At 30.2% G+C, this 16,698-nt stretch carries 14 protein-coding genes; 13 read left to right on the top strand and 1 reads right to left on the bottom strand.

Annotation, left to right across the window (positions count from 1 at the left end; translation table 11 throughout):
• Window positions 1-182 precede the first annotated feature (182 nt).
• The 13 genes from BTO16_RS03855 to BTO16_RS03795 all read left to right on the top strand — a co-directional run bounded on the left by BTO16_RS03855 (window position 183) and on the right by BTO16_RS03795 (window position 15,682).
• Window positions 183-2,396 carry an AAA family ATPase gene (locus BTO16_RS03855; RefSeq protein WP_105020324.1) on the top strand — a complete coding sequence of 738 codons (2,214 nt, stop codon included), beginning with the start codon at window positions 183-185 and terminating at the stop codon, window positions 2,394-2,396.
• Window positions 2,397-2,605: 209 nt separating this feature from the next.
• Window positions 2,606-2,863 carry a type II toxin-antitoxin system ParD family antitoxin gene (locus BTO16_RS03850; protein ID WP_105020323.1) on the top strand — a complete coding sequence of 86 codons (258 nt, stop codon included), beginning with the start codon at window positions 2,606-2,608 and terminating at the stop codon, window positions 2,861-2,863.
• On the top strand, window positions 2,850-3,149 hold the full coding sequence (locus tag BTO16_RS03845) for a type II toxin-antitoxin system RelE/ParE family toxin (RefSeq protein ID WP_105020322.1): 300 nt from the start codon (window positions 2,850-2,852) through the stop codon (window positions 3,147-3,149). Before BTO16_RS03850 ends, BTO16_RS03845 begins: the two co-directional genes overlap by 14 nt.
• Before the next feature lie 450 nt (window positions 3,150-3,599).
• A complete protein-coding gene (locus tag BTO16_RS03840) occupies window positions 3,600-3,971 on the top strand; it encodes a PH domain-containing protein (protein WP_105020321.1) in 372 nt (123 codons plus the stop codon).
• Between the two features lie 501 nt (window positions 3,972-4,472).
• A complete protein-coding gene (locus tag BTO16_RS03835; RefSeq protein WP_105020320.1) occupies window positions 4,473-5,015 on the top strand; it encodes a pyridoxamine 5'-phosphate oxidase family protein in 543 nt (180 codons plus the stop codon).
• 468 nt (window positions 5,016-5,483) lie between these two features.
• Entirely contained in the window at window positions 5,484-6,815 is a 1,332-nt protein-coding gene (locus tag BTO16_RS03830) for a TolC family protein (protein WP_105020319.1), read from the top strand.
• An 11-nt stretch (window positions 6,816-6,826) separates the two neighbouring features.
• Entirely contained in the window at window positions 6,827-8,044 is a 1,218-nt protein-coding gene (locus BTO16_RS03825) for an efflux RND transporter periplasmic adaptor subunit (protein ID WP_105020318.1), read from the top strand.
• A 4-nt stretch (window positions 8,045-8,048) separates the two neighbouring features.
• Window positions 8,049-8,792, top strand: coding sequence for an ABC transporter ATP-binding protein (locus BTO16_RS03820; protein ID WP_105020317.1), 744 nt, complete (start codon window positions 8,049-8,051; stop codon window positions 8,790-8,792).
• Window positions 8,793-8,794: 2 nt separating this feature from the next.
• Entirely contained in the window at window positions 8,795-10,015 is a 1,221-nt protein-coding gene (locus BTO16_RS03815) for an ABC transporter permease (protein WP_105020316.1), read from the top strand.
• Window positions 10,016-10,225: 210 nt separating this feature from the next.
• On the top strand, window positions 10,226-11,059 hold the full coding sequence (locus tag BTO16_RS03810) for a sensor histidine kinase (protein WP_245891966.1): 834 nt from the start codon (window positions 10,226-10,228) through the stop codon (window positions 11,057-11,059).
• A gap of 3 nt (window positions 11,060-11,062) precedes the next feature.
• A complete protein-coding gene (locus BTO16_RS03805) occupies window positions 11,063-11,794 on the top strand; it encodes a LytR/AlgR family response regulator transcription factor (protein WP_105020314.1) in 732 nt (243 codons plus the stop codon).
• A gap of 1,457 nt (window positions 11,795-13,251) precedes the next feature.
• On the top strand, window positions 13,252-14,268 hold the full coding sequence (locus BTO16_RS03800; protein ID WP_105020313.1) for a homoserine dehydrogenase: 1,017 nt from the start codon (window positions 13,252-13,254) through the stop codon (window positions 14,266-14,268).
• Window positions 14,269-14,278: 10 nt separating this feature from the next.
• Window positions 14,279-15,682 (top strand): aldehyde dehydrogenase family protein, encoded by a 1,404-nt coding sequence (locus tag BTO16_RS03795; protein ID WP_105020312.1) that lies wholly within the window; start codon window positions 14,279-14,281, stop codon window positions 15,680-15,682.
• A gap of 72 nt (window positions 15,683-15,754) precedes the next feature.
• On the opposite strand, the gene BTO16_RS03790 is transcribed toward BTO16_RS03795, so the two are convergent.
• On the bottom strand, window positions 15,755-16,252 hold the full coding sequence (locus BTO16_RS03790) for an Lrp/AsnC family transcriptional regulator (protein ID WP_105020311.1): 498 nt from the start codon (window positions 16,250-16,252) through the stop codon (window positions 15,755-15,757).
• Between the last annotated feature and the right edge of the window lie 446 nt (window positions 16,253-16,698).

The raw sequence follows: 16,698 nt of genomic DNA, 5'->3' as shown, positions 1-16,698 counted from the left end.
AACGTATAAAAAAAATTACTAAATTAGTGCTTTATCAACGGCAGTTGCATTTTTGCTACTTCTGTATTTCCTTCGGAAATTCCTCGCACACAAAAAACACGACTTTGTTTATACAAACACGTTGTGACTCACCTAAAGAAAACAAACTGCAAAAAACAAACAATCCAATTTAAATACCTGAAATGATAGAAAATATTACCATAAAAGACTTTGCAACTTACGACAATATCGGCATTCAAATACTTGACTTAAAGAAAGTTAATTTCATTTATGGTGCAAATGGTTGTGGCAAAACAACAATTTCAAATTATCTTTACGATAACTCTGACGAAAAGTTTTTTAATTGCTCATTAGCTTGGCAAAGTGATATTCCTTTAGACACATTAGTTTATAACAAAGAGTTTCGAGAAAGAAATTTTGGAAAAGGAAAATTGATTGGTGTTTTTACTCTTGGAGAAGCAACAGCGGAACAAGTGAAAGCTATTGCGGATAAAACTGAAGAATTAAAGGCTCTAAAAGCAGATGGAATAAAAAAAAGAGAAACACAAACTTCTCAAATTCAAAAAAAAGAAACATTAGAAAACGACTTTAAAGAAAAAACTTGGACAAAAATTTACAAGAAATATGAACCAACTTTTAAAGAAGCATTTACTGGAACCTTACAAAAGGAAAGTTTCAAGAACAAATTTTTGCAAGAATTTGGCACAAATACAGCAACTTTAGAAACTTTAGCAAATCTCAAACAGAAAGCAAAAACAATTTTTGGAGAAGTTCCAGAAACTATAACAACGATAAATCCGCTTGATTTTGAACGGATTATTGAAATCGAAAACAAAAAAATCTGGAAGAAAATCATTGTAGGTAAAGCTGATGTGGATATTGCTAAACTCATTCAGAAATTAAATATTAATGACTGGGTAAATCAAGGGAGAGATTATCTTCAAGAAGATGAAACATGTCCATTTTGTCAAGAAAAAACAATAACTTTAAATTTTAAAAATCAATTAGAAAGTTTCTTTGATGAAACTTATTTGAGCGATATAAAATCTATTAAAGAGTTGAAACAAGAGTATAATTCTCTAACTCAAAATTTAATCAACGAACTAAATTCTTTAGAAACAAATCAAAAAGATTTTAAGAATTCAAAACTTAATATCGACAGGTATTCAGCATTCTTAAAAACCTTCATAAGTCAAATTACTGCAAATTCCGAATTGTTGAGCAATAAAGTAAAGGAACCAAGCAGAAGCATTAAATTGATTTCTTTAAAAGAACAATTGGACTTGATTTCTGAATTAGTTGTTAATGCAAATGCAGAAATAAAAGCTCATAATGATATAGTTGCAAACTTCAACACAGAAAAAAACAGTTTAATTAAGGCAATTTGGAAGTTATTAATTGAAGAATACAAAACTGAAATAACGCAATTCAACACCGTGAAGAATGGTTTAATCGTTGGAATCATAACATTAAAGACTCAAATAGATGCAAAATTAATAGAGTTTAATTTATTAGATTTGGAAATCAAAAACTTGAGTAAGAATTTTACGAGTATTCAACCAACTATAAATGAAATTAACAGATTACTAAAATCCTACGGCTTTTTAAATTTTGAAATTGTGCCAACATCAGAAGAAGGATTTTATCAAATTCAACGAGAAGACGGAACTATTGCTGAAACAACTTTAAGTGAAGGAGAAATAACATTTATTACTTTCCTTTATTATCTGCAATTGGCAAAAGGAAGTATATCTGAAGATTCGGTAAATGATGAAAGAATTTTAGTAGTTGATGACCCTATTTCAAGTTTGGACAGCAATATATTGTTTGTTGTTAGTACGTTAATCAAGGAGATTATAAAAGAGATAAAATTAGGAACTGGAAATATCAAACAACTAATATTATTAACCCACAATGTTTACTTTCACAAAGAAGTTTCATTCATTGACGGAAGAACAAAAAAATGTAACAAAACCAACTTTTGGATTTTACGAAAGAAAGATAAGGCTACGACTCTACAAAGTTTTTTAATGGAAAACCCAATACAAAGTTCATATGAACTTTTGTGGCAAGAGCTGAAAAACGAAAGTCCGATTTCAAGCCTAACAATACAAAATATAATGCGGAGAATTATTGAAAATTACTTTAGATTACTTGGAAAATATGGAGACGATTACTTAATTCAAAAGTTTGCAACCAAAGAAGAACAAGAAATTTGCAGGTCTTTAATAAGCTGGATTAATGATGGCTCGCACAGCATTAATGACGATTTGTATATTGAACTACAAGACAGAACTATTGAAACTTATAAAAAGGTTTTTAAGGACATATTCCTTTTAACCAATCACGAAGGACACTACAATATGATGATGAATATTAACGAAAATGCCGAATAGAAAAAGGGCAAAGGCATAACAATGTATATAAAAATAGGCGAGTTAGTGTTAAATCTAAAGCTTTTAGCTTGTATCAAAGTTTGTGTTTATACGAAAGGTTTGTGCTTCGAAATCGCCTACTTTTCACATACAACAAAGTTCTACGCAATATGAAAAAAAAATTGAGGTTATACCAAATTTTGGTATATTTGAATTAAATTAGCTCCATAATGAACAAAAATACTTCAATATCACTCGGAAATTATTTTGACCAATTCGTCCAAATTAGCATTAAGGAAGGAAGATTTAAAAACGTTAGCGAAGTTATTCGTGCTGGATTAAGACTTTTGGAAGAAGAAGAAAGTAAAGTTATTGCTTTGAAAAATGCAATTCAAGAAGGGATTGACAGCGGAATTGCTCACGATTTTGACCCAAAAAAACATCTTGAATCACTAAAAGCGAAAAAAAATTCGAATGTCAAAATATAAACTGACGAACAAAGCTGTTGCTGATTTATCAAAAATTTGGCAATATACATTTGAAGTTTGGTCGGAGAAACTAGCCGACAAATATTACAATGAATTAATTTCAAATTGTGAAGAGATAGCTGAAAATATAGATTTAGGAAAAAACTACGAGGGAATTTCAAAGCAACTTCTTGGAATTAAAGCAAACCGACACATAATATTTTATCGAACATTAAGTGAGGATTATATTGAAATAACAAGAATCTTACACGAAAGAATGGATTTGAGAAAAAGAATAGCTGAATAAAAACTGGGTAGAGCACCGTATTTAATTTATTGCTTAAACCACACAACTTTTCTTACACAAACACCTAATCTGCAAGGCGAAAAAAATATTCGTTATTATAAAAAAAAATAGGAAAATAAAAGTACTTTAATAATCTATTAAGATTTGAAAATGAAATTACTTGTTTTAGCCAATTTACAAAAGTCCTCGCAGACTTACTTGGTAAGTAATTATTTACTAAAGTCAATGCTTAAACCACGCAACAAACTGCATACAACAATGTGGGCAAGTTTAACAGACACAAACCAAACGGACAAATGATAAGATAACCACCACATATTCTGAACGGCAGTTGAAAAACCCGACGACCAAAGAAATTTATTTTGGAGACTTAAAACCATAAAAAATACAGGGCGACACCGAATAGCCACAAGACTAGGAGAAAAAAAACAATTTTAAAATTATAATAAAATGGGCAAATATATAGATAACAATTTAATCAAAGACGAACACATTGAATTAGAAACAACATATCATTGGATAATTTTCTGCAATTTAAGAGCAATATTAACCTTATTTATTGCACCACTAATCGACAAATACACAGACGAGTTTGCAATTACAAACAAACGTGTAATTATTAAGACAGGTTTAATAAGCAGAAAGACTTTTGAAATGAACCATACAAAAATTGAAAGTGTAAATGTTGACCAAGGAATTTTGGGACGTATTCTTGGTTATGGCACAATTAGAATTGTTGGTTCAGGCGGAACAAAAGAAGTGTTTCCAAAAATTAAAAGTCCTTTGGCTTTCAGAAAAAAATTTCAAGAAATGTCTAACTAATTTAAACAATAAAGTCGAGGGTAAAATTATATTTGTTCTCGACTTTATAAAACTAAGTTTATTTTCTTATTATAATCTTTTGGAAAATTTATCTTGTCAGCAAAATTGTAAAACATCAATACTTATTGATACTTTAGTAAAAAATGTTTTTCGGCAACGTTACTATTTAATTGCTACATTTTGTAAAATCTCTTAAAAACATAAAATCTTTTATCTGCTTTAAGCAACTATTTTTTTCTTTTAAAAGTTTTCTTCCTAGTAAAATCAAATGCATTTTAAAAAATAAAATAGGAGTGAAGCAGCAATTGTGTCCAATGCATACTTTGTACAATAAATGTTTTACAACACCTATTTTTGCAATACATACTCTTAATTTTATTAAAATTTTAAGTTAAAGTCATTTTTAGTTAAAATGAAAATGAACTAAATTCGCATTGATAAGTTGTTAGTACAACTTATTAAGCAAAATGATATAATTTAGTTTTAATTAAACCAATTAAATTGACACAACAATACCTAGAAGAAACGATACGAGAACTTGTTAACGGACACTCAAAAAAACGACATCCTTTTCGATATTTCGTTTTGGCTACCAGTGAAAATGGCAAACCAAGACAGCGAACGGTTGTATTAAGAAAAACATTGTTAGATTCAAGTTTGGTAATTTATACGGATAAAAGAACTCAAAAAATAAAAGATATTCAGAATAATGCTGAATTTAGCGCCTTGTTTTATGATTCTAAAAAACTATTGCAATTGCGGATCGAAGGAAAAGCAGAATTAATTACAGATAAAGAACAAATTGCAACGTATTGGCATACTGTGCAAGCGTCTTCGCGAAAAGATTATACCACTAATTTAGCACCAGGCACGCCAATAATAAATCCTGATGAAGTAAATTACAAACCAGAAGAAAATTATTTCTGTCCCGTAAAACTAATACCCAATACGATTGAATATTTACGTTTACAGCGTCCTAATCACACACGAATTTTGTTTTCTAAAATTAACACCGATTGGTCTGGTGAATTTTTAGTGCCTTAACTTAAATAAGTTCTAGCGAGTTTATTCAATTTTCAAAAAAGTTGCAACGACTTTGAATTATTACTAACGTAATGCCGTTAAAGCCTAAAGTCATTATATCTACTAATATGTAAATAGCCGTAAAAACTGCTATGTAGAAATTACTATCTAAATGTACTATAATGTACTGCGTTATGTACACTTTGCTTTGGTAAAAAGCTTTATAAAACACCAATCTTCTTTATTTTTTTTCTTCTCAAATCTTCTTTAAAAAATGCAATGGAATACGCTTTTTACGAAACGACGATAGGAGCGTAGTGAAATGTGTGTGGAATGGGATTGAAATTCACTAAAGTTATAACTATTAAAAAAACTTTATATATAAAATTTACTCATTCGTATAGACAATTATGCCAAGCGTCTATTATAGTTTCTTAAAATAGGATATAGTTCCACCTTTGATCTGTTCAATTAAAACATTCAAAAAAAATGAAACTATATCTAATTATTTTAAGCTTATTTTTTGCACAAGTTGCATTATCTCAAGATATCGATAATACAGTACCGATAAAAGTTTGGTCTTTAGAAAATCTAATTGATTACGCTATAGAAAATAATATTAGCATTAAAGATGCTGCCTTAAATAAAGACATTGCTGCAGTAAACTATTACAAAGCAAAATCGTCTAGATTACCTAATTTGTTTGGTAGTACATCACAAAATTTTTCAAGCGGAAATACGATAGATCCAATTACCAGTGATTTTGTAACAGACCAAATTAATAGTACCAATGTTGGTTTAAATACTTCAGTTACTTTATTTCAAGGAAATCAAATTAAAAATCAAATTAAACAGAATAAAATAGTATTTGAGCAAAGTGTGTATCAAGAAGAAACAGAAAAAAACAATATTATTTTAAATATTTTAGAAACGTATTTACAAACGCTATTTAGCAAAGAAAGTATTGTTATTGCAGAAAATAATTTAGACGCATCAGAAAAAGAAGTGTTAAGAGCAAAATCTCGTTTAGAAGCAGGAACTATTGCTTTAAATGATTATACAGAAGCACAAAGCCAAGCTGCAACTAATAAATACAATGTAATTGCTGCTAAAAACGACTATGAACAATATATAATTGTTTTAAAACAGTTGTTAGAATTATCTCCTTTAGATGATATGCGAATACAATCTATTGATGAAAATTCAGATTTTATAAACATAGAATTAAACAAGTTTGAGATTTATAAAAATGCATTGGGGTATTTGCCAGAAGTTAAAGCAAGTATTTTAAATATTGAAGCAAACCAAAAGGAATTAGAAATTTCTAAAGGTGCATTTTTACCAACATTGGCTTTATCTGGGAGTTTAGGTTCTGGTTATACAAGTATCAATAATAATTCTTTTTCATATCAATTTGATGTAAATTTTAATCAAAGATTAGGGTTGTCTTTAACGATTCCTATTTTTAATAGAAATCAAACCAAAGCTGCTGTACAAACTGCCACTATAAATATCGAAAAAGCAGAAATCAAAAAGAAATCTACAGAAAACGAAGTATATAGAAAAGTAGAAACAGCCTATCAAAATGCACTCTCTGCACAAGAGCAGGTTATTGCTTCTAATGCTTCAAAAAAGGCAGCAGCAGAATCTTACAAACTAGCACAAAAAAAGTATGAATTAGGCGATTTAAACACTACAGATTTAGTGATTAGTCAAAATACGTATACAAACGCTCAACAAAACTTTTTACAATCTAAATACTTAAATATTTTATACCATCAACTATTACAATTTTACCAAGGAAACTCAATTAAACTTTAAGAAACAAAATTATGAAAGCAAAAAAAAACATCATCATAAGCAGTATTGTTATCATTTTACTTGCTGTAGTTGCCTACTTTTATTTCAATCAAAATGATGCAGTAATTATAGAAGCCAAAACAATTTTAGCAAAAAAAGGAAATGTAACTACCATGATTACTGCAACAGGAACTATGGAACCCATAACGCAAGTAGAAGTGGGTACACAAGTATCTGGAGTTGTAGAAAAAATATATGTAGATTATAATAGCGAAGTAAAACAAGGACAATTAATTGCAGAATTGGATAAAACCAATTTAAACGCATCTAAAATACAAGCACAAGCTGTATATGACAATGCTGTAAATCAAAGAAATTATATGAAAACGATTTATGACCGACAAAAGTCTTTATATGATAATCAAGTAATTAGTAAATCAGATTTTGATGAAGCTACATTTAATTATGAAACAGCAAAAGGTACAGTAACACAACGTTTATCTGATTTACAATCTGCGAGAACAAATTTGGGATATGCAAATATTTATTCGCCAATAAATGGAGTTGTTTTATCAAGAGCTATTGATGAAGGACAAACTGTTGCTGCAAGTTTAAGCACACCAACTTTGTTTACAATTGCACAAGATTTAAAAGAAATGCAAGTAGAAGCAAATGTAGATGAGGCAGACATTGGGCAAGTAAAACAAGGGCAACGCGTTACTTTTACTGTAGATGCATACATTGGCGAAACTTTTGAAGGAGAAGTAACACAAGTACGTTTAGACCCAACAATAACTTCTAATGTTGTTACTTACACAGTGGTTATAAAAGCAGACAATCCAGATTTAAAATTAAAACCAGGCTTAACAGCAACCATTTCAATTTACACCTTGGAATTAAATGATGTATTAACTGCCGAAGCCAAAGCCATTAACTTTAAACCAACACGTCCAGAGTTAACAGCTTATAATGAACAGCAAAATCTTACGGTACAACAAACAAATGAAAGACCTACAGAAAGAAGTAATGGTAGCGTTGTTTGGGTTTACAACAGCAATGGCGAAATTAAAGCTCAAAAAGTAACTTTGGGTGCGAGTGATGGCGTTAACGTTCAAATTTTAGAAGGAATTTCTGAAGGTGATAAATTAGTGTACAGTTTAGAAGGCGTTAGTGCTTCTGAAACAAAAACAACAGATAAAAGCGAAAGTCCATTTATGCCACAACAAACGCGAGGCGGAAGAAATAGATAAAAAGATGAACAAAGAAATAATAAAAATAGAAGACTTAAAACGTGAGTTTAAGATGGGCAATGAAACGGTTCACGCTTTAAAAGGGATTTCGTTTGACATTAAAGAAGGTGAGTTTGTAACCATTATGGGTTCATCTGGTTCTGGAAAAAGTACGATGTTGAATATATTGGGTTGTTTAGACCAACCTACATCAGGAACTTATGAAATTGATGGTGTCAAGGTAAAAGACCTTACTAAAAATCAATTGGCAACCATACGTAATGAAAAAATTGGATTTATTTTTCAATCCTATAATTTATTGGCAAGAACATCTGCTATTGAAAATGTAGAATTACCGCTTTTATATAACAGTAAAGTTTCCACAGAAGAACGCAGAAAACGTGCTATTGAAGCTTTGCAAAAAGTAGGCTTGGGCGACAGATTAGACCATACGCCTTCACAACTTTCTGGAGGGCAACAACAACGTGTTGCCATTGCACGGTCATTAGTTAATAATCCTGTTATGATACTTGCCGATGAAGCCACAGGAAACTTGGACACACGAACGTCTTACGAAATTATGTCTTTGTTTCAAGACTTAAACAAACAAGGCATTACCATCACGTTTGTAACGCACGAACAGGATATTGCAACGTTTAGCAGTAGAACCATTGTTTTAAAAGATGGAAATATAATTCAGGATTATAAAAATCACAAAGTACAATCGGCAGAAGAACAGTTAGCAAAATTACCTAAAGAAGACCATTAATTATGAGACTATTAAATTTATTCAAAATCGCTTTTAAAGCCATCGTTCTTAATAAAATGAGAACATTACTTACTATGTTGGGCATCATTATAGGTGTGGCTTCTGTAATAGCAATGCTCGCTATTGGTGAAGGTTCTAAAGAAAGTATCCGAGAAAATATTTCAAGTATGGGCTCTAATATTATTACTATTAGACCTGCTTCTGCTTCAAGTGGTGGTGTTCGCGCAAGTGCAGATGAGATGCAAACGCTTAAACTTAAAGATTATGAAGCCATTAAAGCACAAGCCACCTTTTTAAGTTATGCAACACCATTGGTTACTGGTAAAGGACAAGTTATAAATGGTTCTAACAACTGGCCTTCAAATATATATGGCGTAAATCCAGATTATCTAAAAATTAAAGTAGTCGATTTGCAAAGCGGCAGTATGTTTACAAATACGGAAGTAAAAACAGCGGCTAAAGTGGCGCTTATTGGTCAGACGGTTGTTGATAATGTATTTCCGGATGGGCAAGATCCTATTGGACAAATGATTCGTTTTAATAATATTCCGTTTAAAGTAATAGGTGTATTAGAAGTAAAAGGGGAAAATACTTTTGGTCAAGATCAAGATGATGTGGTAATTGCACCTTATACAACAGTGCAAAAACGTATTTTAGCAATTGATTATATCAATCAAATTATGGCTTCGGCAGTAAGTGAAGACGATGCACCAAATGCGGTAATTGAAGTCTCGAAAATTATGAGAGTACAACATCAAATATCTAATCCAAATAAAGACGATTTTAGTGTACAATCTATGGAAGAGCTTATTTCTACATTTAGTTCTACAAGTGAGATGTTAACTTTATTATTAGTGGCAGTTGCTAGTATTTCTTTATTAATTGGAGGTATTGGTATTATGAACATCATGTATGTTTCTGTAAAAGAACGTACCAAAGAGATTGGTTTGCGTATGGCAGTAGGAGGTAAGGGATCCGATATTTTAATGCAGTTTTTAATCGAAGCTATTTTAATAAGTATTACCGGTGGGCTTTTAGGGGTTTTATTAGGGCTAGGTTCTACGGTATTAATAGAAAAATTCTTAAATTGGCCAACAAGTGTTGCTTTGTATTCTATTGTGATTTCTTTTGCAGTGTGTGCTGTAACTGGTATTTTCTTCGGATGGTATCCTGCAAGAAAAGCATCAGCTTTAGATCCAATAACTGCTTTACGTTACGAATAATAAACTATGTACAAAAATAAAAACATTTCAATTCTTTCTCATTTGCTTATATGGCTCGTGTTATTTAGCATGCCTTATTTATTATCATATGGACAAGAACAAGATTTAAACCGAATAATTTCACATTTTTGGATTCCATTAGTTTTTTATGCGGTTGTGTTTTACCTAAATTATTTTATACTAATTGACCGATTTTTGTTTACTAAAAAAATGGTTCACTTTATAATAGTAAATCTCATGCTTATAGCAGGTTTTTTATTATTGAGAGAAAATATTGAAACCACTTTTTTTAACGAACTTGTTAAGCAACGTCCAAGTAATTCAGATGCTAGTAAACCACGGATAAAAATGTTTATCTATATTCAAACGCTTTTATTTTTGGCACCACTATTATTTTCTATAACTATAAAAACAACACAACGTTGGGTTAAAACCGAAGCAGAGCGAAAGGAAGCCGCTAATATTAAGTTGAAATCAGAATTGCAACATTTGCATTACCAATTACAACCGCATTTCTTTTTTAATTCGTTGAATAATATTTATGCATTGGTAGATATATCGCCAGAGCAAGCAAAAACTTCTATTCATGGGTTAAGTAAATTAATGCGATATATGCTATACGATACTAATGAAGAGACTGTGTCACTTTCAAAAGAAATCGATTTTATGAAAAAGTATATCGATTTAATGAAATTACGAGTTACTGATAAAACAAAAGTAACTTATAATTTCCCTTCGGAAGAAACAGGAATCAAAATTGCACCATTATTATTCATTTCATTAATAGAAAATGCTTTTAAACATGGTGTTTCAGCAACTAAAGAAAGTGATATTAATATTCAAATGACGCTTGATAAAAAAATTGTTTTATTTACAATTGAAAACGATAATTTACCAAAAAAGACAGATGATAAAAGTGGTTCAGGTATTGGTCTTCCAAATATTGAAAAGCGTTTAGAATTATTATACCCAAACAAAAGTAGTTTTAAGACCATTGTAAAAGATGATCGTTATATTGCACAATTAGAAATTGAAATCAACTAAATTATGAGCAACCTAAAAATAACATGTGTTATTGTAGATGATGAGCCAATGGCTCTAAATTTAGTAGAAAGTTATGTGGATAAAACACCGTTTTTAGTTCTTAAAAAGAAGTGTAGTAGTGCTATTGAAGCCATGGAATTTATAAAAACAGAACCTGTAGATTTGCTTTTTTTAGACATTCAAATGCCCGATTTAACAGGTATTGAATTCTCTAAAATGTTACCAAAAGAAACACGCGTCATTTTCACAACAGCTTTCGACCAATATGCTTTAGAGGGTTTTAAAGTAGAAGCTTTAGATTATCTATTGAAACCTTTTGATTATGCTGAATTTTTAGCTGCTGCCAATAAAGCAAATACTTGGTTTGAGTTGGTAAAAGGGCAGAAGCAACCCATCGTTAATGAGGAAAAAGAATTTCTGTTTGTAAAATCTGAATACAAGCAACTACGCATTAAATTAGCAGATGTTTTATATTTTGAAGGTTTAAAAGATTATATAAAAATTTGGTTAAAGGATAACCCAAAAGCTATTCTTACTTTAATGAGTTTAAAAAAGTTAGAAGAAGAACTGCCAGAAACACAATTTATGCGTGTACACCGTTCTTTTATTGTGTCACTAAAAAACATTGATGTTATAGAACGTAGTCAGATTATTATTAATAAACAACGTATTACAGTTTCAGAACAATATAAACCGAGGTTTTTGGAGTTTGTAAATAACAATTCATTAAGCTAAAATTACTTTATTTTTACCCAGATGATGCGTTGGTAAATGGCCTAATATAAATTTGGTAAAACAATAGGCGAATGAGCGTAATATTTTAGAGAGTTAGCAACACGTTATAATTTACAATATTTAACTAAAAATGTACTTTGGGTACATTTTCTTAACGCTAAATAATCTAAAATATAGCGATTGAGCCGTGATTGTTTCCAAATTTATATGTGAGCCTTGATACTTCGGTAAACTCAGCACAAGCTTTTTTGTTTCTTTTGGAATTTATCCTGAGTGAAGTCGAAGGGTCAAGAAAAAAAGATAATAATTAACCATTGGTACTAACAATTTCTAATTCCAATTCTAAATTTCATTAAATTCTAAAAACCAGAAAGTATTATACAAATGCAATATTAGAACAAGTGCATAGAATTTTATTTTTCTTTTATTTGAAAGCTATTTAAAAACAATCATCCACAGGATAATTGTTTTCAAATAATGTGGAAAGTTTACGAAAATGTTATTAGAAAAAAATTACAGCAGAATTTTAATTGATATTACAAATTTTGAAGAAATCTAAAAATTAGCTTTTGTGTATTTCGACTGCGCTCAATATAAACTAAGGCAAGCGTTGGGAAATTGTGTTTAAAAATAAAAGCTTTTTTCAGCTTTAAGTTTTAAAAAACAATCGAGCGTTTTGGCAAGAGGCAATTTAATACTTCAATAAAACTCAGCACAGGCGCCATGGCGAATTATAGCTACAAATTATTATAGTTCGAATGTTTGTTAGAATAACGTATTTGAAAAATGTTATTGAATAATATCAATTACGAGATTCTACGGAATTATAATTGACACTCGTGTTGACGAATGTTAAAACACCCCCAAACGAATGTTTATTGAACGTTCAGAGCTCTATGGGATATTTTACATAATAGAGAATTATAGCTATCATTTTTTTAATGGAATCTTTTAATTATGAATCATCCACTGGATAATTCATAATTAAAAATGTACTATAATGTTCTGCGTTATGTAATTTGAGCTTTGCTTAAAAGCGAAAGTTTATCTTCAGTTTCTTAAAAAAATTTATTCTCAAAAGTTTCTTCTACAATGTTAATGGAACACTTTTTATGCTAGCCTGTATCGAGCGTAGTCGAGATGACGTAGGAGGGAAGCATAATATGTGTGGAATGGAAAAATAAAACTAATTATATTCTTGCTATAGTTTTCAATTATAACCTTAGGTTATATTAAAATATACATTAAAGTTAGATCTCAAAATTCTCTAGTAAAAATTTATCTACTTAATAAAATGTTTTACGAACGATTTAAATTTTGTTTTAAATATGTTTTGCATTAACAATCGCATATAATTTACTAAAAACACACAATAACAGAATAGTTTACGATAATAATTATTCAATATGAATATATCTTTAGATTTGTAGCATAAACATGAATTTAAATAATTACAAATGGTAAAAATAGTATATGTAGGATTTGGAATTGTATCACAAGGATTAGCTGAAATTATCTTAAGAAATAAGTCGGTATTACCGCTGGCTAAAAATTTAAAAATACAAACGGTAGGTATTTTAGATATCATGAAAGGTAGTAAGATTGATGCTAATGGTATTAATATGCATGATGTGCTCACAAATGCCAATAATGATGATTATAGTTTGTTATCAGAGAATATACTTGACATTCCTAAAGCGATACAAGAAATTGATGCAGATATTATCATTGAGGCTAGCTTCACAGATATTAAAACAGGGCAACCAGCAATATCTCATATAGAAACTGCACTAAATTCAGGTAAACATGTTGTTACTACTAATAAAGGTCCTTTTGCTGTAGCGCATGAACACATCATTAATTTAGCTAAACTAAAGGGAAAAATGGTAGCAATTGAAGGAACTGTAATGAGTGGTACACCTATTATAAATGTTTTAAACAATGGTCTTTTAGGTTCAGATATTACTGCTGTAAGTGGTATTATGAACGGAACATCTAATTATATTTTATCTAAAATGGAATTAGGAATGTCTTATAATGATGCACTTTCACAGGCACAAAAACTAGGATATGCAGAGGCAGATCCTACAAGTGATGTTGAAGGATTAGACACGTTGGCTAAAGTAATGATTTTGGCAAATGTTGTTTTTGATGTGCAATTAATTCAAGAAGATATTGAGGTAAAGGGAATATCTAAAATTACACTTTCAGATGTAAAAGAAGCAGCAGCAAATAATAAAAGATGGAAACTAACTGGAAGCGTTTGGAAGGATCAAGAAGGTATGGTTCATGGTTTAGTTTGCCCTAAACTAATTTCAATGAATGATTCACTATATGGTATTTCTGATGCTACGAATGCTTTAAAAATCACGTCTAGTATTTTAGGAGATACTACAATCGTTGGAGCAGGAGCAGGTAAAATTGAAACTGGTTTTGCTTTGTATAATGATATTATATCAATAGTTAACCGTTAAACTTCAAAACATGGTGATAGATAATAAAAACATTAGTACGGTATCTGTTTATAATAGTTATACTGGAGATAAAATCGGAACAGTTCCTCAGTCAACGAAGCAAGATGTGATGAATGCACTTGATTTAGCAAAAATAGGAGAGGCAATTGGTAAAAAAATGCCAGCTTCAAAAAGAATAGCGATTCTTAGAAAAGCCGTAACTATAATGGAGCGAGAATTTGATGTATTATCGAATCTCATTGCAACAGAAGGAATAAAGACAATAGTTCAGGCAAGAAAAGAAGTTACTAGAGCTTTAAATACCATGCAACTTTCTGCAGAAGAAGCAGGAAGAATAATTGGAGCCACTATTCCGTTTAACGCAGTTCCAGGTTCAGAAGACAGAGCTGGGTACGAAGTAAAAGTACCAATTGGTATTGTTGTTGCCATTACACCTTTTAATGATCCTTTAAACTTAATTTGTCACAAGCTAGGGCCAGCAATTGCAGCTGGAAATCCTGTTATATTAAAACCAAGTGATTTTACACCTTTAGTAGCCATTAAGTTTAGTGAAATTCTTTCTGAAGCTGGCTTACCAAAAGAAATGTTAAGTGTAATTACAGGTTCTCCAGAATACTTTGGTGATGCGCTCATTAGCGATGATAGAATAAGATTAATAAGTTTTACGGGTGGAGTAGAAGCAGCAAAGGTTATCCAGAGAAAAGCAGGTCTAAAGAAAATAGTGATGGAATTGGGTTCTAATTCTCCTGTAATCGTTTTGTCTGATGCTGATGTAGAAGACGCTGTTCAATCTTGTGTTTCAGGAGCATTTTTTGCAAGTGGCCAAAATTGTGTTGGTGTAAAACGAATTTTTGTTGAAGAGGGTATTTACGATTCATTTTTAAATAATTTTTCTCAATTAACTGCTACTTTAAAAATTGGTTCACCTTTATCAGAAGATATAGATATTGGACCAATTATTAGTAAAGAATCAATTAATCAGATTGAGCTGTTTGTTGCCGAAAGCATAAATCATGGAGCAAAAATAATTAGTGGAGGAAAAACAATTGGAAATTGTTATGTGCCAACCATTTTGGAGGCTGACTGTAATAATGATATCGCCAATTGCAAAGAAGTTTTTGGGCCCGTAGTAACTATTTCAAAAATAAAAAATTTAGAGGAAGCAATAGCATGCTGTAATAAATCTCCTTTTGGTTTGCATACTGCAATTTTTACGAATGATATTAATAATACACATAAAGCAATTAATGAACTAGAGTGCGCTGGTGTAATGATTAACGATTCTACAGATTATAGAATTGATGCTATGCCTTTTGGCGGCGTTAAAAACAGCGGAATAGGTAGAGAAGGCGTAAAATCTGCTATTGAAGCGATGTCTGAAACCAAAGTTGTTTGTTTCAAGTTAAAAATATAAATATAATTTATTTTTTCAATTAGCAAGTATAGAGGAGAAGATCTAATCAATATTTTAATTAGAATTTCTCCTTTATTCATTATCTAAATAAATAGGAAACAATGGGTTGTGTGAAAAATCGTAAATCAAAGAAGTTTCTAAACTTTTTACATAATCTTTTGTAACATAATCCATTACAAAATCTCTTAAATGATTTTTATCTCTTACTGCAATGTAAAGCAGAAAATCAATTTGACCTGCTAGGTGATAAATATTAACAACCTCAGGTAACAAAGACATTGATTTTTTAAAATCTTCAACTTCATCTTTTGTGTTTTTGGTTAATTTTATAGCAACCATTGCTTCTATATTGGTACCAAGTTTAGAAGAATCAACAATAGCGTGAAACCCGAAAAATATTTTTTTTCGCTGTAATTTACGCATCCTTTCAGAACAGGTAGACTCTGCAATACCAACTTCTGCAGCAATTTGTTTATTAGATAATCTCGCATTCTTTTGTAAGAGTCTAATTATTTGTTCGTCAGTTTTATCTAATTCGTTAGTAGAGTTGTTTTTTCGAATAGTATCCATATTTTTTATATTTTTATTATTTATTACATTGTAAAAGTGTAATAATACAAAATTAAAGTAATTATGACTGATAAACCAAAAGTATAGTTTTATAATATAATGTAAAATAGAATCTCGATGTTAAACTTGGCCTAATATAAATTTGGCAAAATAATAGGCGAATGAGCGTACATATTTTAGAGAGTTAGCAATAAATACTATTGATAATCTAAAGTTTAAAACCTTTTCAAAGTAAAATTAATCATTAGAATTTATTCTAAAATATAGCGATTGAGCCGTGATTGTTTCCAAATTTATATGTGAGCCTTGATTTTTTTGTTTCTTTTTTTATCAAGAAAAAAAGATAATAATTAACTCTTAAAACTAACAATTTTTAATTCCATTTCTAAATTTCATTAAACTCTAAAAACCAGAAAATGTTTTACAAATACTGTATTAAAACAAGT

The sequence above is a fragment of the Polaribacter glomeratus genome, assembly GCF_002954665.1.
Classification (GTDB): Bacteria; Bacteroidota; Bacteroidia; order Flavobacteriales; family Flavobacteriaceae; genus Polaribacter; species Polaribacter glomeratus.
The sequence above is the reverse complement of the archived record's forward strand: the minus strand, read 5'-3'. Positions and strand labels throughout refer to the sequence as shown.